Raw genomic sequence first — 23094 nt, 5'->3', positions numbered from 1 at the left:
CGTAGCCGTAGGCCGCCGCGCGCACGTCCTCGACGTGGATGTAGCTTACCTCGTGCACGTTCCCGAGCAGCCGGGCAAAGAGCGCGTAGGCCTCGCGGATGTACTGCTCCTTCTCGGCCTTGGTGTTGGTCTCGTCGGTGATCCTGATGTCGAAGTAGAAGCTGCTCCTGCCCTGCGTGGGGAGCGACGCGGCGATCTTGTCCTTGAGGATCGGCCTGGCACATCTCCTTTAGTTGGCAATGCCTTTATTGGCAAGAGGCGCTGCACAGGCGCCTCGGCTTGCGCTCCGCCGGTACGTTCGTGATTCGCGCATGTCATCGCATAGTAGCGATTGCTAATATAAGAAGTTCGATACATACTGCTTCCGTCGGCGCTTGATCAGCAACCAAGCGGGGGTGCATCGCACCCTCGCCGAACGCTGCAGCCGACAGGTGAAAGCAGATAGCTCTGGCAGGTAACGACAGTTTCAGCAGAAGAGGCAGGCCGACCGAGGCTGCCCGCGACTGTCGATGACCGGCCCAGGTCGGACTTTGTGCGTCGAAGGAGGAGGGAGCATGTCGAGGATCGTCATTCTGGGTGCCGGCATTGCCGGTCACACTGTCGCCAGGAACCTGAATCTCTGGATCGACAAGCAGCACGAGATCGTGGTCGTCTCACCGAACGCCCGCTGGAACTGGATTCCGTCGAATATCTGGGTCGGCGTCGGGCGCATGAGCGAAGCCGATGTCACTTTCGATCTGGCCGAGATCTACGGCAAGACGCGCGTCGATTTCCGCCAGGCGAAAGCGCTGTCGATCCATCCGGAAGGCGATGGCGTCGATGCGCATTCCTTCGTCGAGGTTGAATACACATTGCCCGCGAAGTCGGGGCAGCGCGAGAAGATTGCCTACGACTATCTGGTCAATGCCACCGGGCCGAAGCTGAACTTCGCCGCCACCGAAGGGCTCGGTCCCGAGCACGGGCATACGGTGTCGGTGTGCACCGCGGCGCATGCGCTGGAAGCCAACGAGAAGTTGCAGGCGAACATTGCTGCGATGCGCGCCGGCGAGCGCCGCACCTTCGTCATCGGCACCGGACACGGCACCTGCACCTGCCAGGGCGCGGCCTTCGAGTACATCTACAACGTCGACCACGAACTGCGCGAGGCCGGTGTGCGCGACAAGGGCGACATCGTCTGGCTCTCCAACGAATACGAGCTTGGCGATTTCGGCATGGGCGGCGTGCATATCACGCGCGGCGGCTACGTCACCAACGGCAAGACGTTTGCCGAGTCGCTGATGGTCGAGCGCGGCATCGAGTGGATCACGCGTGCGCACGTGACGCGCGTCGAGGCCGGCAAGATCCACTACGAAACGCTCGACGGCGGCTTCCACGTCCAGGAATTCGATTTCTCGATGCTGATCCCGCCTTTCTCAGGCGTCGGCCTGAAAGCCTTCGACAGGACGGGTGGCGACATCACCGCCAGCCTGTTCGCGCCGAACGGTTTCATGCGCGTCGACGCCGACTACACGCCGCGTCCCTACCTGCAGTGGAGCGCCAGGGACTGGCCGAAGACCTACCAGTCGCCGGTATACCCGAACCTCTTTGCCGTCGGCATCGCCTTTGCACCACCGCACCTGATCAGCAAGCCGATGCAGAGCGCCAACGGCACGCCGATCAACCCGGCGCCGCCACGTACCGGCATGCCGTCGGCGGCGATGGCAAAAACCGTCGCCAGGAGCATCCACGACATGCTCAAGGGCGCGCCGGCGCCGACCTGCAGCGCGTCGATGGCCGAAATGGGCGCGGCCTGCGTCGCGTCGACCGGATCGGGCTTCTTCAAGGGCTCGGCGGTGACGATGACCGTTTTCCCGGTGGTGCCGGATTTCCAGACCTATCCCGAACACGGTCGCGACGACCGGCTGACCTTCGGCGAAATCGGTCTGGCCGGGCACTGGATGAAGTACCTGCTGCACCACGCCTTCATCTATCAGGCCAGGCTGCGTCCCGGCTGGTCGGTCATGCCCGATTGATCTCTCGCCCAAGGAGAATCCCATGTCGCGCGAAAACACCAACCGTGAGCCTTACCAGCAGGCCTACTACCCGCCGTCGCCCACCCCGCTGACGCTGTACATGCGCACGTCGATCGTCTGGCAGACGCTCAGGTTCTTTGTCATCAACCTGAAAATCCTGCTGCTCATGTCGAAATCGCATCACTGAGTACGAACCGAGCCTGTCGGCGGTGGCAACGCTGGCGGGATGGATCGGCGCCACGCCGTTTTCCTGATGTAATATCAGGCTTCGCTTATTGACGGGTTCCCGATGAAAATTTCTCCCTTGCTGCTCATCTCGCTGGCGCGCCTGAGCCCGCCTGGCTTCGCGCAGGATGGCACACCGCCGGACCTTGCCGCGGCGCTGGCCGAAACGAAAAAGACCGCCTTGCCCTTGTTGCCGAAAGTGGTCGGCGCGATGCAGGCCGCTGTCGCGGCCAAGGGCGCCGCTGGCGCCATTCCCGTCTGTCGCGTCGAAGCGCCGACGCTGCTGCAAGCGATGCGGCAGCAGACCGGCTGGGAGATTCGCCGCGTCAGCCTGAAGATGCGCAATCCGGCGACCGGCACGCCCGATGCGTGGGAAGTGCGGCAACTCGCCGACTTCAACATCCGCGCCGCCAACGGCGAGAAGCCCGAACAGATCGAGGCTTCTGCCGTCATCGACGAGGGCGGCGGCAAGCGCAGCCTGCGCTACATGAAGGCGCTGCCCACCGCGCCGGTGTGCCTGCAATGCCATGGCCCGGCGGAGTCGCTCGGCGAAGATCTGCGGCACTCGCTGGCGCGCGACTACCCGGATGATCGCGCACTTGGCTATGCTGCCGGACAGGTGCGCGGCGCGCTTTCGGTCAGGCGTCCGCTGTAGTTTCCCCACCGCGCTTTCCCGTATGCTGCCGCATCCCTGGCGGCGCCGGTCGTCGCCCAGCCGGCGCGCAGCGGATCACGCATTGACGGAGGCCTCCGGTATGCCTCGTCTCCCACATTTCCCGAAAGGATCAAGATGAAAACTGCCCTCGATCTCGTTGCCGCGGCGAAGGCCCGCATCCATGAAATTTCGTTCGCCGACGCCGATCAGGCGATCCGTGACGCCGACGTGCTGCTCGATGTGCGCGAGGCCGACGAATACGCCTCTGGCCATCTGCCCGGCGCGACGCTGGTGCCGCGCGGACTGCTCGAGTTCAAGTTCAGCGGTACTCCCGAACTGGCTGCCCGTGACCTCAAGATCGTCCTCTACTGCAAGACCAGCGGGCGGGCTGCGCTCGCCGCCGCCGCGCTGCAGGAGATGGGCTATCTGCAGGTGAAGTCGATCGCCGGCGGCTTTGACGCCTGGGCGGCGGCCGGCAAGCCGGTGGACAAACCGGCCTTGCCGGCCTTCGGTTGAACGGGCATTTTCCCGGCGACGGGCAGAGGTGTCGGAGCAAGCACGTCGCGTGGGCTTCCGCGCAGCGATCAAGCTGCGGAGCGCCCGGGGCATGCTGCCCCAAAAGCTGCCGTTTCAGGAACTGATCAGTTTCACGCCGACGACGACCAGCATGAGCGACAGGATCGGGCGCAGTACGCGATCGGGGATCCTGGTCGACACATGCGTTCCCAGCCAGATGCCGGGCAGCGAACCGATGATCAGGCTGCCGAGCAGCGACCAGTCAACGCTGCCGAGCAGCCAGTGGCCGATGCCGGCGACGGCGGTGAGCGGTACCGCGTGGGCGATGTCCGAACCGATGATGCGCAGCGTCGGAATCGCGGGGTAGAGGAAGAACAGCGCGGTGACGCCAAGCGCGCCGGCGCCGACCGAGGAAATCGATACGAGCACACCGAGAATGGCGCCGGTGAGTACGGTCAGTCTTGCGGTGCGCTGCGGGTTCGGCGTGTCGCCGAAATGGCGTCGGGCGTAGGCCTGGATGCGCGCGCGGCAGATGATCGCCACGGCGGTGAGGAGCAGCGCGACGCCGAGCGCCACCTTGATCAGGCTGGCAGCACCGCCTATGCCGCCGGGAGCGAAGTGGTGGAGCGCGAGCAGGGTGATGATTGCCGCCGGAATGCTGCCGCTGGCCAGATGCCGGGTGATCTGCCAGTCGACCGAGCCTTTCAGCCCGTGCGCCAGCGTGCCGCCGCCCTTGGTGATCGCGGCGTAGAGGAGGTCGGTACCGACCGCGACGGCGGGGTGGATGCCGAACAGCAGCACCAGCAGCGGCGTCATCAGCGAGCCGCCGCCAACACCGGTCAGACCGACGATGGCACCGACGGCGAAGCCGGCGACCGTATATGCAAAGTCCATGAAGGTGATCGTGGGAAGAGTGGCGCGAATCATAAGCGACGCGCTTAGTCTTCCACAGACCGTTTTGGCTTTGCTTTATAGCTCGATGTTCTTAGTGTCGGCGCGGCTCACCAGTCGGTCATCCGGCCGCTCGTCGGCGGGCAACTGCAGGGCACTTGTGCCCGAAATGCCGGGCGGAATACGCAGCCGGCTGCCTAGCGCGTGCGATATGTCAGGTGACAGGCGACGCAGGTGCCGGTGATGTTGGGCAGCAGCGCCAGCGCGCGGTCGCGATCACCGCTGGCCGCTGCCGCCGCGAACTCGCTGGCGGCCCGGTGGCCGGCGAAGGCGACGGCATGCATCGCCGGCGGCATGTGCACGCCCGGCCGCGCGTCGAAGGGCAGCGTCCGGTTCTTGCCCATTGCCGTCAGGCCGAGCCGGTTTTCGGCGATGACGCCGGCTTCCTTGACGCCGCCACTGGCGAGCAGGCTGACGATCTCGTTCACCGCGAGCAGGTTGTCGAGCATCTGTTCGCGCAGCACCTCCTGCGCGGGGGCGGGTAGCGGGGCGAACAGGCGCTCGTCTTCAGCCAGTGCCGGTACGCTTGCCAGTAGCGCCAGCAGGCAGAGCGTCGTCGATTTCATGCATGCCCCCCATTGTGTTGAATTCAGGACGATCCGGTATTTTGTGCGTCGCTGCCGATGACCAGGCGACCGTCGCTGAGGTAAGTATGCGGCGGAACGGGCAGATTTGTCGGCGCCGGCTTGTTTTTATAAACGCGACCGGCGAAATCGAAGGTCGAACCGTGGCAGGGGCAGAGGAAGCCGCCGAGCCAGTCGGGCGGCATGCCTTCGTCCTTGCCGCTCTTGAACTTCTGCCCCGGCGAGCAGCCGAGGTGCGTGCAGATGCCGACGACGACCATCATCTCTGGCTTGATCGAGCGCGTCGCATTCTTGCAGTAGTCGGGCTGCTGCGGCACTTCGCACTCCGGGTCGACGAGAAACTCGTTGGCCTTCTGCAGCGAGGCGAGCATTTCCTCGGTGCGGTTGATGATCCACACCGGCTTTCCGCGCCACTCGACGGTCATCATCTGTCCCGGCGCCAGTTTGCTGACGTCGACTTCCACCGGCGCACCGGCCGCCTTGGCGCGCTGCGAAGGCAGCATGCTGCTGACGAAGGGAACAATGGCAGTGAGAACCATGGCGCCGCCAACGCCAACGGTCGCCATCATCCACTGGCGACGGGCGGGGGAGTCGGCGACGGCGAACGATTCGGCCTTGAGTGTGCAGTCTGTCATGGTGCTTCCTTGTCTGTTGGGATGCGACTCGACGAGCCATCCCTCATGACTATCAAGACTCGTGCCACTTGCAGTGATTGCGACTAAGTCAATTTAAACAGTGGCTTATGCAGTCATGGCTGGCGCGCGTAGCGGGCCAGCTGACGGCGCGCTGCCAATGTGGCAGTTTCTGGCAGGCTCTCTGGCAGCGATGGCGGCTGCCCATGTCAGCCGGGATGCGCGTCAAGCGTGCCTCACCTGCTTCAGCGCGAACACGCGGCGCGAATGATCCGCCAGGTTTTCGCATCGTCCAGTCCAGCATGGCCGCCGAGCGCCGCGTTGCCGTGCGCGCGCAGCGCCTGCATGACCCGTTCGGCGGCGTCCGCGTCGGCGACGTCGGTGTCGGAGAGATGTACCGGCATGCCAAGGCCGCGGTAGAAGGCTTCGATGGCGGCGATGCTGTCTTCGGCGCTGGCGTCGGCGAGGTCGAAAACGCGCCGCCCCAGTTGCTCGAGCTTGGCGCGCTTGGCGTCGATCGTCTCGCGCAGCAGCCAGGGCTGGATGATCGACAGCGTGCGCCCGTGGTCGATGCCGTAGAGCGCGGTCAGTTCGACGGCCATGCGGTGCGTTGCCCAGTCGAGCGGCACGCCGACGCCGACGATGCCGCACAGCGCCTGGTTGGCCGCCCACATCAGGTTCTGCTGCCAGCCGGGCTCACGCCGCCGGGCGAAGGAGTCGCCCAGCGCTTTCAGCGCGCGCAGGATCGCCTCGGCATAACCGTCCTGCACCAGCGCGCCGACCGGGTAGGTGAGGTACTGCTCGCAGACATGAACGAAGGCGTCGACCAGCCCGTTTTCCAGCTGCCGGTCGGGCAGGCTGTCCATCACCTGCGGGTTGAGGATGGCGAAGCGCGGCCGCGTCGGCGGCGCGAAGAACACTTTTTTCTCCTGCGTTGCCGCGCGCGTGACCACGGCGCCGGCGTTCGACTCGGAACCGGTGGCCGGCAGCGTCAGCACGACGCCGACCGGCAGCGCGCGTTCGACGACGTGCTTGCCGTTTACGATATCCCAGCCGTCGCCCTCGTAGAGCGCTGCGGCGGCGATGAACTTGGCGCCGTCGCAGACCGAACCGCCGCCGACGGCGAGGATGAAATCGCGTCTTTCGGCACGCACCAGCGCCACTGCGGAAGCAAGTGTCTCCAGCGTCGGGTTGGCCTCGACGCCGCCGAACTCGACGATGTCGCGCCCCGCCAGCGCCCGGATCACCTGATCGTAAATGCCGTTACGCATGATCGAGCCGCCGCCGTAGAGCAGCAGCAGCTTCGCCGCGGGCGGAATCAGTGCGGCCAGCTGGCCGAAGCTGTCGCGGCCGAAATGGATCTGCGTCGGGTTGTGGTAGGTGAATTCGAAGTGGTGCATGGAGTTCGTCCTTGAGCGGTTTCAGTCGCGGATACGAGTGGTTTGTCGCGCGGCGCCGACGCGCGGGCGGGTCGTTCGGTTCGGCAAGCTTTCGGCGCGAGTGCCGGCGTGACTCATGAACGCAGCGTCGCGATCAGGCGCTTCGGGTTGTGCAGCAGCGCGATCGCGTCGTGAATGCTGGAGCACACGACATCGGCCGCGGCGACGGTCGTCGCGGCGCCACCCTCGCGCTGGATCAGCGCGATACCGAGCGCCGCTGCGTCGAGCATCCGGCAGTCGTTGCGGCCATTGCCGATGGCGGCCGTGACGGCCGCGCCGAGTTTCTGCACAAACTCGAGTTTCGTCTGCGCCTGATTTTCCAGCGGCGTGATGTGCAAGGAAACCGGCAGGCCGGCGAGCTCAGCGCGCGCCTGGCCGAAGGTGTCGGCCGTGATGACGTGGATTGCGAGCTGGCTGGCAAGGCGGCTCAATTGCTCGGCGATTCCCGGCTGCAACTGTCCATCGAGCGCGAGCGTGCCGTTGTAGTCGCAGACGAGGTGCTGCAGTTCGAGATTGCCAAAGCCGGGAATTTCGATACGAATCATCGACGGGGCCATTTGCTCAAGGGATCCGGCATTCTAAAGGCTGGCCTCGCGCTATGGCAGCTACGAAAAGTTCGGGGCGGACACGGATCCCGGAATTGTCGCAAGCGATCGATGCGCAGGCGTGGCGAAGGAATGACAGTTTTCAGCACGCCTGTGAGTTTTCGCCGCAGGCGAAATGGCCGCTCGAAATGCTTGGGCGGACAAGGACCGCGGGTCGGCGCAACGATTATTCCATGTGCTTTGACGGCGCTGATTCGACACAGTATGATCTTTTTGCGTTTCTTCATACATTCGTCGGGATCAGTCATGGCCGCTTGCATCGCACGCTTTGCCACCATGCCCTTATTGCTCGCAGGGCTGGGCGCCCTGAATGCTGCGGCCAGTGAATCCGATCCGCTGGTAACGCTGGAGTCTGTCGTGGTCAAGGGGCAACTGCTGACCACCAGCCCGGACCAGCCCTACAGCGTGCAGCAGTTTTCCCAGGAGGATTTCCGCGAACGGCAGGTTTCACAGCCGGAGCAGTTGTTCCGCGAGGTGCCGGGCATGGAGGTGCGCAGCCTTGGCTACGGTGGCGTCGCCAACTCGATGACCTTGCGCGGCTTTTCGGGTGGCGGGCACGGCGGAGACATCGGTTTCGTGCTCGACGGAATTCCCCTGAACGAGGCTTCCAGCCACGCCGACGGTTACGCCGACCTCAATGTCGTGATTCCGCTTGAGCTTCGTGCAATGACCGTATTCAAGGGGCCGGTGTCGGCGCTCTACGGCAATTTCAACCGTGCCGGAGTTGTCGCGCTGGAATCGCGCAAAGGCGGGCAATACGCCGAGACCGACCTCAGTTTCGGCTCGTTTCGCACTCTCGATGCGCAGGCAGCAGCAGGTAGCAAAATAGGTGGCGCAACGGTGAATGCGGCCGTCCAGTTCTACGACAGCGACGGTTATCGTCCGCAGTCGCGCAACAACCATGGCACGGTTTCCGGGCGCGCCGCTTTCGACTTGTCCGAGAAAACCCAATTCACCATCTCCACCCGGCTGCACACGGCGCGCGCCGATACCGCCTCGGTCATTACCCAGGCGCAGTACAACGACAGCGCCAACTTCCTGGCCAAGGACCCGCATGTTCAGAACGACGGCACCAACAAAGGCTATTTCTCTCTGCGCGGCGATCTCTCGCACAGTCTGTCGCCGGACCTGAAGGCCTTGTTCTTCGCCTACTCGACCACGCAGAGCTTTACTCGTACTTTCACCCGTCTGACCAATGCCACCACCTGGCAGCAGCGCTCGGAAGATTATGTCCGCGACGTTTTCGGTTACGGTGCCAACCTCAACGCCGAAAAGCAGTTGCTGGGCAAGCCGTTCAACTGGGTTGCCGGCATCGAAGCCTACGACGAGTCCACGCGCTACAAGTACGCCGATGCGCTCAATAACGGCAGCTTCACCGCCAATACCCTGACCGCAGGGGTCAATGGCGGGGCCGGGACGCTCAATCGCGATCTGACGATCAGGTCTGCATCGCTGCTGGCGCAGGGCGAGTGGGTGCTTGCTCCATTGTTCCGGCCGAGCTTCGGCTTCCGCCGCGACCGCATCAGCGGCAACTGCGAACAGCGCGGCGTCGAGACGCGCACCGGCGCTTCGGCCCAATGCGGCAGCATGGCTGCCTTCACGGTCGATACGCCGAAGCTTGGGCTGCGTTCGACCCTCGTGCCGGGCACGCTCGAAGCACGAGTCAGCGTTGCCGAAGGCTTTTCCTTGCCATCGGACGCCGCAAAGTTCACCGCCGGACTGAGCGTTCAGCCAACGAAGTTCCGGCAAACCGAGGTCGGCCTGACGCTGACCCCTGGAACCGCGTGGTTCGTTGATCTCGCCCATTTCAAGATCGACAGTCGTGACGAGGTGGCCCTGATCGACTTGGCAACGCTGACCTACGCGAACATCGGAAAAACGCGGCGCGACGGCATCGAGGCGCAGATCCGCTACACGCCGGTCGAGTGGTTTGAGGCAAGCGCTGCCCTTGCACGTACGCATACCGAAGTGATCGAATCGGCGCCGGGTACGGCGTATCTGGTCGGTGCCGAAATTACGGGTGTTCCGAAGACCATGGCGACGCTGGTCGCCACCGTCCGCCCCTGGCAGGGTTACGCGTTCACCGCGATCGGGCGTTCCATCGGCCGCTATTCCGTGCGCCAGCCGACGTCGGCCAGTTCCGGGGCGATGTATTACGACGGCTACGCCACTATCGACCTGATGGCCAGCTATGAGCCGACGCAAGCCGAAGGCAAGCGCCAGCGCTATTACCTGAAGGTCGCCAATCTGACCGACCGCCGTTATGCGACCAGTTCCGGCGTGAGCAGCGGCGTGCAGACCTACAACCCTGCGCCACCACGTAGCGTGATGGTCGGCGCATCGCTTGATTTCTGATCGGAGTGCTCCATGAGAATGTTTCGACCTCTCGCTTTCGCCCTTGCCTGCACCGCCGCCAGTAGTACTTTTGCCCACGATGCCTGGATCGAGCCGGTCGACGCCGCTTACCGGGTGGTCTTCGGACACGCGGGCAAGCTGGAAGCGGCGAGCGCCGGCAAGATCAGGTCGATTGCCGCGGTCGATGCAAGCGGCAGATCACTTGCCGTGAAAGCGGAGGCCGGCGACAGTCCGCGCCTTGCCGTCAGCGGCTCGCCGGCCTTGCTGACCCTGCACTACGACAACGGCTTCTGGAGCAAGACAACGGAAGGTTCGAAGAATCTGCCAAAGAATGAAGTCGCCGGAGCACTTTCCGCCAGCCACGTCGTCAAGTTCGGCAAGACCGTCGCGAACTGGGGGCGTGCCGTGACCAAGGCCCAGGGTCAGCCACTGGAAATCGTTCCCCTTGTCGCCGATACCCCGCATGCCGGAGACGCCTTGCCGGTGCAGGTCCTGTGGGAAAGCAAGCCACTGCCTGGTGCGCGGCTGACAACTGCCGAGTACGCCGGCGCCGACAAGGAAGTGCTCACTGCAGAAGACGGCAAGGCAGTCGTGCCGCTGGTCAAGGGCCGCAACACGATCCAGGTGATGCACCGGGTTGATCTCGTTGGCGATGCTCGCGCCGATGTCCTCAGTACATCGGCCAACCTGATCTTCGATCTGCGCTGACGGACGCGGCAAATCGTCCGGCATGAGTCGGAACGCGGCAAGGCGACCGCTTGGCGTTGCCGTCGTCGTTGTCGCCCATGGCGTACTGCTCGCTGTTCTCTGGCAACTACAAGCGCACGCGCCGCAGTCGGAGCCTGAGCTGCCGCTGTTTGCACAACTGATTGCGCCGCCGCCGCCGACTGTTTCCCCGCAGGAAGCTGCGCGACCGGCCCGGCAAGCGGAAGCCAGGCCGCGTGTGTCGCCCCCGGTGCAACTCGCGGCAGCGACCGAATTCGCCAGCGTGCCGGCCGTCGGCGTTTCACCCACCGTTCAGGAGACGGCCTCCGTTCCGCCGGCAGCCGTCACTGGCCCGATCACTCTGAGCGGCGAATTGTCGGTGGTCTGTCCGGAGCGCCCGGCCCCCGATTATCCCGTGACATCACGCCGCATCGGCGAACAAGGGCGCACCGTGCTGCGGGTCGAACTCGACAGCGATGGCCGCGTTGCCGACGTCCGCATCGCTGTCAGCAGCGGCTCCGAACGCCTCGACAACGCGGCCCTGAACGCCCTCAGACGCTGGCGCTGCCAGCCAGCCCGGCGCGACGGCAGCGCCGTGCGCGCCATCGCCTTGCAGCCTTTCGATTTCGTATTGCGCAGCCGCTAAAGGATATCCACCGCCATGGAATCATCACTCGGACTTTCGCATTTCCTCAGCCAGACCGACTGGCTGGCCAAAGGCCTGCTCGCCATCCTGAGCGGACTGTCGATCGCCTGCTGGACGGTGATCCTGCTCAAGGGGCTGGACAATGTGCTCGGTCGTCGCCGCGAGGAACGCTTCGTCGCCCGCTTCTGGCAAGCGGCAAGCCTGACTGAAGCGGCGCCGGCTGCTGCCGACAACGCTTTTGCGCGCCTGGCGCACCGTGCCGTCAAGGCGGTCGGCGAAATCGAGGACGGCGCTTTGCCGAAACTGGCGCAGGTCGGCGGTCCCGGCGAGTACCTGTCGCGCGCTTTGCGCAACGGCATCGACCAGGAGAGCACGCGAGTCGACCAGGGCCTGACCATCCTTGCCTCGGCGGCGTCTTCGGCGCCCTATCTCGGGTTGTTCGGCACGGTCTGGGGTATCTACCATGCGCTCGTCGGTATCGGTCTGTCGGGGCAGGGAACGCTGGACAAGGTTGCCGGACCCGTTGGCGAGGCCTTGATCATGACTGCGCTCGGACTCGCCGTGGCGATCCCGGCGGCGCTGGCACACAACGCGTTTTCCCGCCGCAACCAGGTCTGGCTCGGCCATCTGGAGGCCTTTGCACACGACCTCTACGCGCTCGCGGCGGGTAGCCGCAACGGTGGACGCTGATCATGGCCTTCGCCAGTCTTACCTCATCGAGACGGACGCCGCGTCCCGAAATCAACGTCGTGCCTTTGGTGGATGTGATGCTGGTGATGCTGGTGATCTTCATCATCACCGCTCCCTTGCTGACGCACGCGGTCAAGATCGATCTGCCCAAGGCGTCGAGCCAGCCGAATGTGACACGGGCCGGGCACGTCGAAGTCGCCCTGTGCGCTGATGGTAGTCTTTTCTGGAACGGCGAAAGCATCAGCGAGGAGCAGTTGCCGGCTCGCTTTGCCGGTGCAGCGCAACTGACACCGCAACCCGAAATCCATTTCCGTGGTGACGAAGCCGTTCCCTATGGCCGCGTCGCGCGTGCCATGGCGGCAGCGGCGCGTGCCGGATTGACACGCATCGGTTTTCTCACGAGCCCGACGACCGCGAAGTAAGGCTTTTGACACAAATCAGGGTAGTGGCGCCCGGCGGTTCAGGGTCGGTTGTCGCGCAGCGCTCGGGCTTGCATGACTCAGCCCAGATTGATCCAGCCACCGACCGCGACCAGATGGACAAACAGGATCGCGCCCAGCAGCAATGGCCTGAATCCTGCGCGGCGCAACAGGCGCCAGGTCGTTTCCATACCGAACGCGGCCATGGCCGACGCCAGGCAGGCAATGCCGGCGAGCTTGAGCACGCTGCGCGCCTGTTCCGGCAGGATGTGCAGCGAATTGATCGCGACGAAAAGCAGGAACACCAGCGCGAACCAGGGAATGCTGATCTTTTGACCGCTAGCCGCGTCGTCCCTGCCGGCAATCCAGAAACTCAGGCCCAGCAGAAACGGCACCAGCAGCAGGACGCGGATCATCTTCACGATGACGGCGTTCTGTGCTGCCTCGCCGCCGATCGCGTTGCCAATGGCGACGACCTGCGCCACTTCATGAACCGTCGAGCCGATGAACATCCCGAACAAGGAGCTTTCGCTGCCAAGCCAGGCGAACAGCAGCGGGTAGAGGAACAGCGCCAGCGTGCCGAAGAGAACCACCGTGGCGACCGCCGTCGCCGTCTTGGCGGCAGTGTCGGCTGTACGCATGCGCAGCAGCGGCACCGTTGCGACAATGGCGGCGGCACCGCAGATGGCGCTGCCGGCGGCGATAAGCAAGGCCGAATCCCGGTCCATTCCCAGCCAGCGCGTGCCGACGAAGCAGCCCAGGGCCAATGTCGATGCGACCATCAGCAAATCGATACCAATGCCGGAGAAACCGACCTGGGTCACATCCTGCAGGCTCAAGTTGAGACCATAGAGGGCGACGCCGCTGCGCAGCAGCGTTCTCTGCGCGAATTTGATCCCGGCCTGGCTGGCGCCGCTGGTCAATCTCGGCATGAAGTTGCCGACGAGGGCGCCGAGCACGATGGCTAGCGTCAGTGGTGCCAGACCGATCGCTTGCAGTTCGCTGCGCCCGCCAGCGATCAGCGCCAGCGTGGCGATCAGCGCCGTCAGGCCAAGTCCTGGAAGAAAACGCGGCAGCGGTGGCATGCGCATTGGCCGAAAATGAATACGCGGCCAGATTAGCGTTTGCTGATTCGATATGTAAAACTTATACTTTTTATGTGTTGAATTGGTTCTGCTTATGAATATCACGCTCCGTCAGCTTGCGGTCTTCGTCGGCATCGCCCGCCAGGGACAAGTGACGCGTGCCGCGCAGGCGCTTGCCATGAGTCAGGCGGCGGCGAGCATGGCGCTCGCCGACATGGAAAACCAGCTCGGTGCGGCCTTGTTCAACCGGCTCGGACGGCGTCTGAGCCTGACCGACACCGGGCGGGAGATTCTGCCGCTGGCGCAGGAGGTGCTCGATCGCAGCCGCGAAATCGAGGAAGTCGCACAGGCGAAAGGCGCTGCCTTCGACATCCACCTCGGTGCGAGCGTGACCATCGGCAACCATCTGTTGCCCGCGCTGCTGGCCGAGCTGAGTCGCACGCAGCCGCTCGGCAAGGTTCACCTGGCGCGTTTCAACACCGAGCAGGTCCTGAAGCGGCTTCTCGCCTTCGAGATCGACCTGGGCTTCATCGAAGGGCCGGCGAGCGATCCGCAGCTGCAGTTTTTCCCCTGGCTCAGCGACGAACTGGTGGTTTTTGCCTCGCCCGAGCATCCGCTGGTGTGCGGCGGGGCGACGCCCGAGGCGCTCCAGTCGGTGTCCTGGGTGACGCGCGAAGCCGGTTCGGGAACGCGTGAAACCTTCGACCGTGCCTTCGGCGAGATCGGCATCACGCCGCGGATCGCCCTCGAGCTCGAACAACCGGAGGCCGTCCGTCAATGCGTGCGGCTCGGCATGGGCCTCGGCTGCCTGTCCGCGCTCGAACTCAAGGATGCCTTCGCCGCCGGCTGGCTGGCGCCAGTGCCAACACCGTTCCTCGATCTTTCGCGCGAACTGCGCGTCGTCGTCCATCGGCAGAAGCACCACACCCGGGGCATTCGCGCGATTCTGGCGCTGTGCCATATCGCGGCTGCGGATTTGCCGGCGACCGCACAGGCGCGGGCGGCGGATCGATTTGCCGGTTCCTTCGCGAAGCCGGACTGAGGGTGTTTTTGCGAAACGGGCGACGCTCAACGTAGCGGGTAGGGCGCGAAGCGGCTGCGGTTTTCGTCGACCACCGAGGCGCTGCCGATCGCCGGGAAGGCGCGTTGCGGACAGGCTTCGCGCGGGCAGACCTTGCAGCCGGTGCCGATTGGCGTGTAGCTGTCGGCGTCGCGGAGGTTCAGCCCCTTGCTGTAGACCAGCCGCTCGGCGTGCTGCAAGTCGCAGCCCAGACCGACCGCGAAGCGCTTGCTCGGCGCGCCGTAGCCACCGTAGCCGCGCGCGACGCTGCGCGCGATCCACAGATAGGCGCGGCCGTCGGGCATCGCCGCCAGCTGGGTGAGTACGCGTTCCGGTTGCGCGAAGGCTTCGTACACGTTCCACAGCGGACAGGTGCCGCCGATGCGCGAGAAGTGGAAGTCGGTCGCCGACTGGCGCTTGGAGATGTTGCCGGCGCGGTCGACGCGAACGAAAAAGAAGGGGATGCCGCGCGCGTCGGGCCGCTGCAGCGTCGACAGGCGGTGGCAGGTGGTTTCGAATTCGACGCCGAAGGCGCGACCGAGCAGTTCGATGTCGTAGCGCAGCTGTTCGGCACGTTCGAGAAAGCGCCCGTAAGGCAGGATCAGCGCGCCGGCAAAGTAGTTGGCCAGGCCGATGCGCGCCAGCCGGCATGCTTCGTCGCTGGACAGGCCGGCCGCTGCGGCAAGGGCTTCGATCGCCTCGCCGGCCTCGAGGAAGGCCAGTTGCGTCGCCATCTGGAAGGACTGTTGCCCCGGCGTCAGGTGCGGCGACAGCGACAGCGTGCGCGTCGCCGGATCGAAGACACGCTGCGCATCGCCGGCGTCCTGCGCCAGCGCCCGGCTGCCGCGGCGCACGCTGACGCCATGCGCGCGCTGCAGGCGCGCTTCGAGGCCGTCGGCCATGTCGCCGGGGCGCAGCAGCCAGGCATCGGCAAGACGTTCGGCGAGCCGGTCGAGTTCGTCGATGTGATTGTGCTGCGCGTAGAAGAAGTCGCGCACTTCCTCGAAGGGCATGCGCGTGGCCAGCGGCTGTTCGCTGCGGTCGAGCCCGAGGCGTGCCGCCCACGCCGCTTCGCGCTCCTGTGCCTCCTGCTGATGCCGCGCCAGCGCCAGCAGCGTGCGCGCCACGCCCGGCATGCCGGCCGCGAGTTCGCGGATCTCGGCCAGTGATACCGCCTCGCTGCCGGCGTTTTCGCGGAAGGCCTCCTGCAGGTCGGCGATCAGCCGCGCTTCGTCATTCTCCGAGAAGAGCTGCACGTCGACGCCGAACACGGCATTCAGCTTGAGCAGCACCGGCACGCTGAGCGGGCGCTGGTTCTGCTCGAGCTGGTTGAGATAGCTCGGCGAGAGTTCGAGCGCACGCGCCAGCGCCACTTGCGTCAGGCCGCGTTCCTCGCGCAGGCGTTTCAGGCGCACGCCCATGAAAGTCTTTCTCATCGTTAATTCGCAATCTTTGCAAGACAGTCGGTTTTGCTTCGCATTTCTACGCTATTTCAGGGCTTTAAAGCGATTCGCCGGTGCGTATATTGCAAATATTCGCCCGCTCTGGCAAGGGCCGTTTTTCGAGGAGTGCCGTATGTCCGTCAATTTCAATCCGAACTGCGCAGCGCCGTCTGTTGCCGGTCTTGCGGCAGTAGCGCGTGCCGATGCGTCGTCACCGTCGCCGTGGGCGTTCGCCCCCGGCCTGACGCAGGAGGCGGCCGCATGGACGCGCTGACGGCGCAGGGATTTGCCGGTGCTCGCAGCGCCTTCGCCGGCGGCCAGCGCTTGCACGAATGCCTCGCCGCGTCGCTGTCCGAGAGGATTTTTGCGCACGGCCTGCAGCCCGGCACTGCCATTGACGAAGCGGCGCTGTGCCGTCACTACGGCGTTTCCCGCGCGTCCTTGCTCGATGCCCTGCAGCTTCTGCTTGCCGAGGGCTTGCTGGCGCGCACGCAGGACGGCGGTTTTGCGGTGAGCGTTGTCAGCCGCGAAGACATCGCGGGCCTGTGCGCGCTGCTCGCGCAGGTCGACAGTCATGCGCTGTGCTGTCTGGCCGCGCGTGGCAGCGGTGAAGTCCTTGCGCTGCTCGAGGACTGCGCGCGCGCGGCGCCTGACGCAGGCGTGGTGCAAGCGGGCATTGAAGACGCCGGCGGCTCCGGCGAAGCGATGCGCGCGGCGCAACGCTGGTACGCCCGTCTGCGTGAGCACGCGCAAGCGGCGAGCGCGCCGTGTTTTGCGCTGCTCAGCCGGCAAGTAGAGCGGCAACTGCAGTTGGCGCTGGGGCCCGAGCGCGCGCGTCTCGAATCCGCGGCAGCGCTTGATGTGCGCGCTCCCTTGAGCCACGCCTTGCTGGCCGGCGCAGCTGACGACATCGCCAGCCTGTGCCGGCAGCAGGCGGCCGCGCTTCGCGACGCGCTCTGCTGAGCTGCGCGCCGCACCGCGCCACGCGGCTGTGCCGCGCATGGTGATTCCCGTTTGATGGAGCTTTCTTGACTGATTTATCCCGCCGCAACGAAGACGACTGCCGCATCCGCATCGAGGCTTTGCCCTTGCTGGCATCGATCGGCGTCTATCCGCACGAACGCGCCGAGCGCCAGCTGTTGCGCGTGGACATCGAATTCATCGTCGATGCCGCGACGGCAAGCCGGAGTGACGACATCGCGCACACGGTGGACTATGACCAGGTGGTTGCCGCGCTTGTGCGACTGGTCGGCGAGCGCCATTTCAATCTGCTCGAGGCGATCAGCCAGGCGATGCTGCAGGCGCTCGCCGACAGTTTCCCGATGAAACGCCTCGCCATTAGGGTGCATAAGCCGGCCGCGCTGGCCGGCGCCGGCCGTGTCTCGGTGTTTCGCTGTCTTGCCCGCGATGCCTTGTAGGCCGGCGGGTTCGCGTCTGCGCCGCGAGCGCAGCTGCGCCTGCCAAGGCTGGCGCACGGAATGTTTGCAAGCTTCGCAAAAGCTGGGCGAAGCCTTCGCAATATTCCGCCATTTCAGCCTTTTCGCACGATTTTGCAGTGCGTATATTGCGAAGTTCCTCGCCGCGCGGAGCGCCCAATGAAGCAGGTCGTCGATTGTTGCAGCCTGGCAGCGTCGCGTCAGCGGGAGACAGTTTTTGTCGAAATGGTCTTTCCGGACCAGGCGAATCACTACGGCACGCTTTACGGCGGCAACGCGCTCAGCCTGCTCGGCAAGGCCGCCTTCGTGACGGCGACGCGCTTTGCCCGCTGTGCCGTGGTCATGGCGGCGTCCGAGCGCGTCGAGTTCCAGGTGCCGGTGAAATTGGGGCAGATGCTCGAATTGACCGGACGCATTGCCCGTATCGGGCGCTCGTCGATGACCGTCGAAGTCACGGGAGTCGCGGAAACCCTGCCGGGAGGCGCGCGCATCAATGCCTTGCAAGGACGTTTCGAAATGGTTGCGGTGGATGGCGAAGGCCGTCCGCGCACGATTCTGGATGAGTGCGAAGCCTCGTCCGATTACCTCGCTGCCTGAATCCGGGCCTCACCCACTGTTGGAGACAAACGCAATGAACATTCCCCAGGAAGCGGCTTTCAGGCCGAAGAAGTCAGTCGCCCTGTCCGGCGTGACGGCGGGCAATACCGCCCTGTGCACGGTGGGCAAGACCGGCAACGACCTGCATTACCGTGGTTACGACATCCTCGACATCGCCGAGCGCTGTGAATTCGAGGAGGTGGCCTACCTGCTGGTGCACGGCAAGCTGCCGACCGGCGCCGAACTGAAGGCCTACAAGGCCAGGCTGAAGGCGATGCGCGGTCTGCCGACCAACGTCAGGGAAGCGCTCGAATGTCTGCCCGCCTCGGCGCATCCGATGGACGTGATGCGCACCGGCGTTTCCGCGCTCGGCTGCGCGCTGCCGGAAAAGGACGACCACAATATCCCCGGCGCGCGCGACATCGGCGACCGCCTGATGGCTTCGCTCGGTTCGATGCTGCTCTACTGGTATCACTGGTCGACCAACGGCAAGCGCATCAACGTCGACACCGACGACGATTCGATCGGCGCCCACTTCCTGCATCTGCTGCATGGCGAAAAGCCCTCGGCGCTGTGGGAGCGCGCCATGCATACCTCGCTGATCCTCTACGCCGAGCACGAATTCAATGCCTCGACTTTCACCGGCCGCGTCATCGCCGGTACCGGTTCGGACATGTATTCGGCAATTACCGGCGCCATCGGCGCACTGCGCGGGCCGAAACACGGCGGCGCCAACGAGGCGGCTTTCGAGATTCAGCGGCGTTACGACAGTCCGGATGAGGCCGAAAGCGACATCCGCCGCCGCGTCGAGGCCAAGGAAGTGGTGATCGGTTTCGGCCATCCGGTCTACACCGTTTCCGACCCGCGCAGCGAGGTGATCAAGAGCGTCGCCCACCAGGTGTCGGTCGCCGCCGGTTCGACCAAGATGTACGACATCGCCGCACGCCTCGAGTCGGTGATGTGGGAAGTCAAGAAGATGTTCCCCAACCTCGACTGGTTCAGTGCCGTCAGCTATCACATGATGGGCGTGCCGACCGCGATGTTCACGCCGCTGTTCGTGATTGCGCGCACTTCCGGCTGGGCGGCGCATATCATCGAGCAGCGCATCGACAACAAGATCATCCGCCCGAGCGCCAATTACGTCGGACCGGACGACCGGGCTTTCCTGCCGATCGATCAGCGCCAGTGAGGGGCGGGCACGCATGAATACCGATTACCGCAAACCGTTGCCGGGAAGCACGCTCGACTATTTCGACGCGCGCGCCGCCGTCGAGGCGCTCAAGCCGGGCGCTTACGCGCGCCTGCCTTACGTGGCGCGCGTGCTGGCCGAGCAGCTGGTCCGCCGCTGCGATCCGGCGCTGCTCGGCGATGCGCTGATGCAGATCGCCGAGGGCCGGCGCGACCTCGATTTTCCGTGGTACCCGGCGCGCGTCGTCTGTCACGACATCCTCGGCCAGACCGCGCTGGTCGATCTCGCCGGCCTGCGCGACGCGATCGCCGCGCAAGGGGGCGACCCGGCCAGGGTCAACCCGGTGGTGCCGACACAGTTGATCGTCGATCATTCGCTGGCCGTCGAACATGGCGGTTGCGACCCGCAGGCCTTCGCGAAAAACCGCGCCATCGAGGATCGGCGCAACGAGGACCGCTTCCACTTCATCGAATGGACCAAGCGCGCTTTCGCCAACGTCGATGTCATCCCGGCCGGCAACGGCATCATGCACCAGATCAATCTGGAGAAGATGTCGCCGGTGATCCAGGTGCGCGATGACGGCAAGGGCAAGGGCGTCGCCTTCCCCGACACCTGCGTCGGCACCGACAGCCACACGCCGCACGTCGATGCGCTGGGTGTCGTCGGCATCGGCGTCGGCGGGCTCGAGGCCGAAACGGTGATGCTTGGCCGCGCCTCGATGATGCGCCTGCCGGAGATCGTCGGCGTGCGTCTCACTGGCTGCCATCAGCCGGGAATCAGCGCCACCGACATCGTGCTGGCGCTGACCGCGTTCCTGCGCCAGCAACGCGTCGTCGGCGCCTGGCTCGAGTTCTTCGGCGAGGGGGCGTCGAGCCTGTCGATCGGCGACCGCGCGACGATCTCCAACATGTGCCCGGAATACGGTGCCACCGCGGCGCTGTTCTACATCGATCGGCAGACCATCGATTACCTGCGGCTGACCGGCCGCGATCCGGCACAGGTGGCCTTGGTCGAGAATTACGCGAAGACCGCCGGTCTGTGGGCCGACGCCCTGGAGAGCGCCGTCTACGCGCGTGTGCTCGAATTCGATCTTGCCGGCGTGGTGCGCAACATGGCCGGCCCGTCCAATCCGCACAAACGCCTGCCGACGACGGCGCTGAGCGAGCGTGGCATCGCCTCCGCCAGCGGTCTGCAACAGGCGCTGGCCGATGAGCGCGCCGGCCGCCTGCCCGACGGCGCGGTGATCATTGCCGCCATCACCAGCTGTACCAACACCTCCAATCCGCGCAGCGTGGTCGCTGCCGGCCTGCTGGCGCAGAAGGCCAATGCGCTCGGTCTGCTGCGCAAGCCCTGGGTGAAGACCTCGTTCGCGCCGGGTTCGAAGGTCGCCCGCCTCTACCTCGAAGAAGCCGGGCTGCTGGCGGAACTGGAAAAGCTCGGTTTCGGCATCGTCGCCTACGCTTGCACCACCTGCAACGGCATGTCCGGTGCGCTCGATCCGCAAATCCAGCAGGAAATCATCGATCGCGACGTGCATACCGCCGCCGTGCTCTCCGGCAACCGCAACTTCGACGGCCGCATCCACCCGTATGCGCGCCAGGCTTTCCTTGCCTCGCCGGCACTGGTTGTCGCCTACGCCATCGCCGGAACGATCCGCTTCGACATCGAGCGCGACGTCCTCGGCATCGACCCGAACGGGCGGCCGGTGAGGCTGCACGATCTCTGGCCGGCCGACGCCGAGATCGACGCCATCGTCAGTCGCTGCGTCAGGCCTGAACAGTTCCGTCAGGTCTACGAGCCGATGTTCGCCGTTCACGCCGCAAGCGGCGCCAAGACCGCGCCGCTCTACGACTGGCGCCCGCAGTCGACCTACATCCGCCGTCCGCCGTACTGGGAAGGCGCGCTGGCCGGGCAGCGCACGCTCAAGGGAATGCGTCCGCTGGCGGTGTTGCCCGACAACATCACCACCGACCACCTGTCACCGTCGAATGCCATCCTGGCCGACTCGGCGGCCGGCGAGTATCTGGCGAAAATGGGTCTGCCGGAAGAGGACTTCAATTCCTACGCGACGCACCGCGGCGACCACTTGACCGCGCAGCGCGCGACGTTTGCCAATCCGCAACTGCAGAACGAGATGGCCGTCGTCGACGGCGTGCCGCAGAAGGGCTCCTGGGCGCGCGTCGAGCCCGAGGGCAAGCTGATGCGCATGTGGGAAGCCATCGAAACCTACATGCAGCGTCGCCAGCCGCTGCTGATCATCGCCGGTGCCGACTACGGCCAGGGCTCGAGCCGCGACTGGGCGGCCAAGGGCGTCCGTCTGGCTGGCGTCGAAGCCATCGTCGCCGAAGGCTTCGAGCGCATCCATCGCACCAACCTGATCGGCATGGGCGTACTGCCGCTCGAATTCAAGCCGGGAACGACGCGTCTGACGCTGCGCCTCGACGGCAGCGAAACCTACGACGTGCTGGGCGAACTCAAGCCGCGCGCCGAACTGCGGCTGGTGATCCGGCGTCGCCACAGCGGCAGCGAGGAGGTGCCGGTGAACTGCCGCCTCGATACCGCCGAGGAAGTGTCGATCTACGCCGCCGGCGGCGTGCTGCAGCGCTTTGCCGAGGATTTCCTCGCCTCTGAAAAGGAGACCGTCTGATGGCGTACGCGCCGCAAGTCAGCATTCCCGCCACCTATATGCGTGGCGGTACCAGCAAGGGCGTCTTCTTTCGCCTCGACGACCTGCCGGCCAGCTGCCGCGTTCCGGGTGCCGCCCGCGACCGGCTGTTCCAGCGCGTCATCGGCAGCCCCGATCCCTACGCCAAGCAGATCGACGGCATGGGCGGGGCGACTTCGAGCACCAGCAAGTGCGTGATCCTCTCGCAGTCGACCGTTCCCGGCCACGACGTCGATTACCTCTACGGCCAGGTCGCCATCGACAGCGATTTCGTCGACTGGTCGGGTAACTGCGGCAATCTGTCGACGGCGGCCGGCGCTTTCGCGCTGCACTCGGGTCTGCTCGATCCGGCGCGCATTCCGCAGGACGGCGTCTGCGTCGTGCGCATCCGGCAGGCCAACATCGGCAAGACGATCATCGCGCATGTTCCGGTCGCCGGCGGGCAGGTGCAGGAATGCGGCGATTTCGAGCTCGACGGCGTCACCTTTCCGGCGGCCGAGATCGTGCTCGAATTCCTCGACCCCGCCGACGAAGGCGCCGACGGCGGCGCGCTGTTCCCGACCGGCCAGTTGGTCGACGAACTTGAGGTGCCCGAATCGCTGGTGGCCGGTGGCAAACTGAAGGCGACGCTGATCAATTCCGGCATCCCGACCATCTTCGTCAACGCCGAGGACATCGGCTATACCGGCAGCGAGTTGCAGGACGCAATCAACGGCGACGCCGCGGCGCTGGCCGGCTTTGAAACCCTGCGTGCCATCGGTGCGCTGAAGATGGGACTGATCGACCGCCTCGAAGATGCTGCCCGACGCCAGCACACGCCGAAGATCGCCTTCGTCGCGCCGCCCGCCGATTACGTCGCGGCCAGCGGCAAGCGCGTCAGTGCTGCCGACATCGACCTGCTGGTGCGTGCCTTGTCGATGGGCAAGCTGCACCACGCGATGATGGGAACGGCGGCGGTGGCCATCGGCACGGCTGCCGCGATTCCCGGCACCCTGGTCAATCTTGCTGCCGGCGGCGGCGAGCGTCAGGCGGTGCGCTTCGGCCACCCCTCCGGCACGCTGCGCGTCGGCGCCGAGGCCAGGCGGGTCGACGGCCAGTGGACCGTCACCCGCGCGATCATGAGCCGGAGCGCACGCATCCTGATGGAAGGCCGGGTGCGCGTTCCCGCCGATTCGTTCTGATCGAG

At 65.3% G+C, this 23094-nt stretch carries 24 protein-coding genes; 17 read left to right on the top strand and 7 right to left on the bottom strand.

Annotated features, from left to right (window positions below; all coding sequences use genetic code 11):
- The first annotated feature begins 554 nt into the window (after window positions 1–554).
- The 4 genes from GGD90_RS10460 (at window position 555) to GGD90_RS10445 (ending at window position 3408) form a co-directional block, all read left to right on the top strand.
- Window positions 555–2012, top strand: a complete 1458-nt coding sequence (locus GGD90_RS10460; protein WP_153116695.1) for an NAD(P)/FAD-dependent oxidoreductase — start codon at window positions 555–557, stop codon at window positions 2010–2012.
- A gap of 22 nt (window positions 2013–2034) precedes the next feature.
- A complete protein-coding gene (locus tag GGD90_RS10455) occupies window positions 2035–2199 on the top strand; it encodes a hypothetical protein (protein ID WP_184415093.1) in 165 nt (54 codons plus the stop codon).
- Between the two features lie 102 nt (window positions 2200–2301).
- Window positions 2302–2892, top strand: a complete 591-nt coding sequence (locus tag GGD90_RS10450) for a Tll0287-like domain-containing protein (protein WP_153116694.1) — start codon at window positions 2302–2304, stop codon at window positions 2890–2892.
- Between the two features lie 135 nt (window positions 2893–3027).
- The gene (locus GGD90_RS10445) at window positions 3028–3408 is read left to right on the top strand and encodes a rhodanese-like domain-containing protein (RefSeq protein WP_153116693.1); all 381 of its coding nucleotides are present in this window, start codon (window positions 3028–3030) and stop codon (window positions 3406–3408) included.
- A 114-nt stretch (window positions 3409–3522) separates the two neighbouring features.
- Here GGD90_RS10445 and GGD90_RS10440 read toward each other — a convergent pair whose 3' ends face one another.
- The 5 genes from GGD90_RS10440 to GGD90_RS10420 all read right to left on the bottom strand — a co-directional run bounded on the left by GGD90_RS10440 (window position 3523) and on the right by GGD90_RS10420 (window position 7559).
- Window positions 3523–4302, bottom strand: a complete 780-nt coding sequence (locus GGD90_RS10440; RefSeq protein ID WP_153116692.1) for a sulfite exporter TauE/SafE family protein — start codon at window positions 4300–4302, stop codon at window positions 3523–3525.
- Window positions 4303–4496: 194 nt separating this feature from the next.
- A complete protein-coding gene (locus GGD90_RS10435) occupies window positions 4497–4925 on the bottom strand; it encodes a cytochrome c (RefSeq protein WP_153116691.1) in 429 nt (142 codons plus the stop codon).
- Window positions 4926–4948: 23 nt separating this feature from the next.
- Window positions 4949–5578, bottom strand: coding sequence for a ubiquinol-cytochrome c reductase iron-sulfur subunit (petA, locus tag GGD90_RS10430; RefSeq protein ID WP_153116690.1), 630 nt, complete (start codon window positions 5576–5578; stop codon window positions 4949–4951).
- A 242-nt stretch (window positions 5579–5820) separates the two neighbouring features.
- Window positions 5821–6975, bottom strand: coding sequence for an iron-containing alcohol dehydrogenase (locus tag GGD90_RS10425; RefSeq protein WP_153116689.1), 1155 nt, complete (start codon window positions 6973–6975; stop codon window positions 5821–5823).
- A gap of 113 nt (window positions 6976–7088) precedes the next feature.
- On the bottom strand, window positions 7089–7559 hold the full coding sequence (locus tag GGD90_RS10420) for an HAD family hydrolase (RefSeq protein WP_153116688.1): 471 nt from the start codon (window positions 7557–7559) through the stop codon (window positions 7089–7091).
- A gap of 111 nt (window positions 7560–7670) precedes the next feature.
- On the opposite strand from GGD90_RS10420, the gene GGD90_RS10415 reads away from it, so the two are divergent.
- The 5 genes from GGD90_RS10415 to GGD90_RS10395 are packed head-to-tail and all read left to right on the top strand — an operon-like array spanning window position 7671 to window position 12437.
- On the top strand, window positions 7671–9974 hold the full coding sequence (locus tag GGD90_RS10415; protein ID WP_153116687.1) for a TonB-dependent receptor: 2304 nt from the start codon (window positions 7671–7673) through the stop codon (window positions 9972–9974).
- 12 nt (window positions 9975–9986) lie between these two features.
- Window positions 9987–10682, top strand: coding sequence for a DUF4198 domain-containing protein (locus GGD90_RS10410; RefSeq protein WP_153116686.1), 696 nt, complete (start codon window positions 9987–9989; stop codon window positions 10680–10682).
- 22 nt (window positions 10683–10704) lie between these two features.
- On the top strand, window positions 10705–11325 hold the full coding sequence (locus GGD90_RS10405; RefSeq protein ID WP_153116685.1) for an energy transducer TonB: 621 nt from the start codon (window positions 10705–10707) through the stop codon (window positions 11323–11325).
- Window positions 11326–11340: 15 nt separating this feature from the next.
- On the top strand, window positions 11341–12015 hold the full coding sequence (locus tag GGD90_RS10400) for a MotA/TolQ/ExbB proton channel family protein (protein WP_153116684.1): 675 nt from the start codon (window positions 11341–11343) through the stop codon (window positions 12013–12015).
- A gap of 2 nt (window positions 12016–12017) precedes the next feature.
- Window positions 12018–12437: an ExbD/TolR family protein gene (locus tag GGD90_RS10395; RefSeq protein WP_153116683.1), complete on the top strand. Its 420-nt coding sequence runs from the start codon at window positions 12018–12020 to the stop codon at window positions 12435–12437.
- A 77-nt stretch (window positions 12438–12514) separates the two neighbouring features.
- On the opposite strand, the gene GGD90_RS10390 is transcribed toward GGD90_RS10395, so the two are convergent.
- Window positions 12515–13519, bottom strand: coding sequence for a YeiH family protein (locus GGD90_RS10390; protein ID WP_221227734.1), 1005 nt, complete (start codon window positions 13517–13519; stop codon window positions 12515–12517).
- A 94-nt stretch (window positions 13520–13613) separates the two neighbouring features.
- Here GGD90_RS10390 and GGD90_RS10385 point away from each other — a divergent pair, with 94 nt between their 5' ends.
- Complete coding sequence (locus GGD90_RS10385) at window positions 13614–14561, top strand: LysR substrate-binding domain-containing protein (protein ID WP_153116681.1); 948 nt, start codon at window positions 13614–13616, stop codon at window positions 14559–14561.
- 26 nt (window positions 14562–14587) lie between these two features.
- On the opposite strand, the gene GGD90_RS10380 is transcribed toward GGD90_RS10385, so the two are convergent.
- A complete protein-coding gene (locus GGD90_RS10380; RefSeq protein WP_153116680.1) occupies window positions 14588–16015 on the bottom strand; it encodes a short-chain fatty acyl-CoA regulator family protein in 1428 nt (475 codons plus the stop codon).
- Between GGD90_RS10380 and GGD90_RS10375 the strand changes: the two genes are divergently transcribed.
- The 7 genes from GGD90_RS10375 to prpF all read left to right on the top strand — a co-directional run bounded on the left by GGD90_RS10375 (window position 15999) and on the right by prpF (window position 23089).
- The gene (locus GGD90_RS10375) at window positions 15999–16295 is read left to right on the top strand and encodes a hypothetical protein (RefSeq protein WP_153116679.1); all 297 of its coding nucleotides are present in this window, start codon (window positions 15999–16001) and stop codon (window positions 16293–16295) included. The two genes, GGD90_RS10380 and GGD90_RS10375, sit on opposite strands and share 17 nt — an antisense overlap.
- Entirely contained in the window at window positions 16283–16984 is a 702-nt protein-coding gene (locus GGD90_RS10370) for a GntR family transcriptional regulator (RefSeq protein ID WP_153116678.1), read from the top strand. The genes GGD90_RS10375 and GGD90_RS10370 overlap by 13 nt, the downstream gene beginning before the upstream one ends.
- A 65-nt stretch (window positions 16985–17049) precedes the next feature.
- Entirely contained in the window at window positions 17050–17439 is a 390-nt protein-coding gene (gene folB, locus GGD90_RS10365; protein WP_153116677.1) for a dihydroneopterin aldolase, read from the top strand.
- Between the two features lie 177 nt (window positions 17440–17616).
- Entirely contained in the window at window positions 17617–18054 is a 438-nt protein-coding gene (locus GGD90_RS10360; RefSeq protein WP_153116822.1) for an acyl-CoA thioesterase, read from the top strand.
- A 34-nt stretch (window positions 18055–18088) separates the two neighbouring features.
- Entirely contained in the window at window positions 18089–19243 is a 1155-nt protein-coding gene (prpC, locus tag GGD90_RS10355; protein ID WP_153116676.1) for a bifunctional 2-methylcitrate synthase/citrate synthase, read from the top strand.
- Between the two features lie 13 nt (window positions 19244–19256).
- The gene (gene acnD, locus GGD90_RS10350) at window positions 19257–21890 is read left to right on the top strand and encodes a Fe/S-dependent 2-methylisocitrate dehydratase AcnD (protein ID WP_153116675.1); all 2634 of its coding nucleotides are present in this window, start codon (window positions 19257–19259) and stop codon (window positions 21888–21890) included.
- Window positions 21890–23089 (top strand): 2-methylaconitate cis-trans isomerase PrpF, encoded by a 1200-nt coding sequence (gene prpF / locus GGD90_RS10345; protein WP_153116674.1) that lies wholly within the window; start codon window positions 21890–21892, stop codon window positions 23087–23089. The genes acnD and prpF overlap by 1 nt, the downstream gene beginning before the upstream one ends.
- The last annotated feature ends 5 nt before the right edge of the window (window positions 23090–23094 follow it).

Source organism: Rhodocyclus tenuis, from assembly GCF_014197755.1.
Classification (GTDB): domain Bacteria; phylum Pseudomonadota; class Gammaproteobacteria; order Burkholderiales; family Rhodocyclaceae; genus Rhodocyclus; species Rhodocyclus tenuis.
Note: the sequence above shows the minus strand (reverse complement) of the source record. Positions and strands in the feature narration are given on the sequence as shown.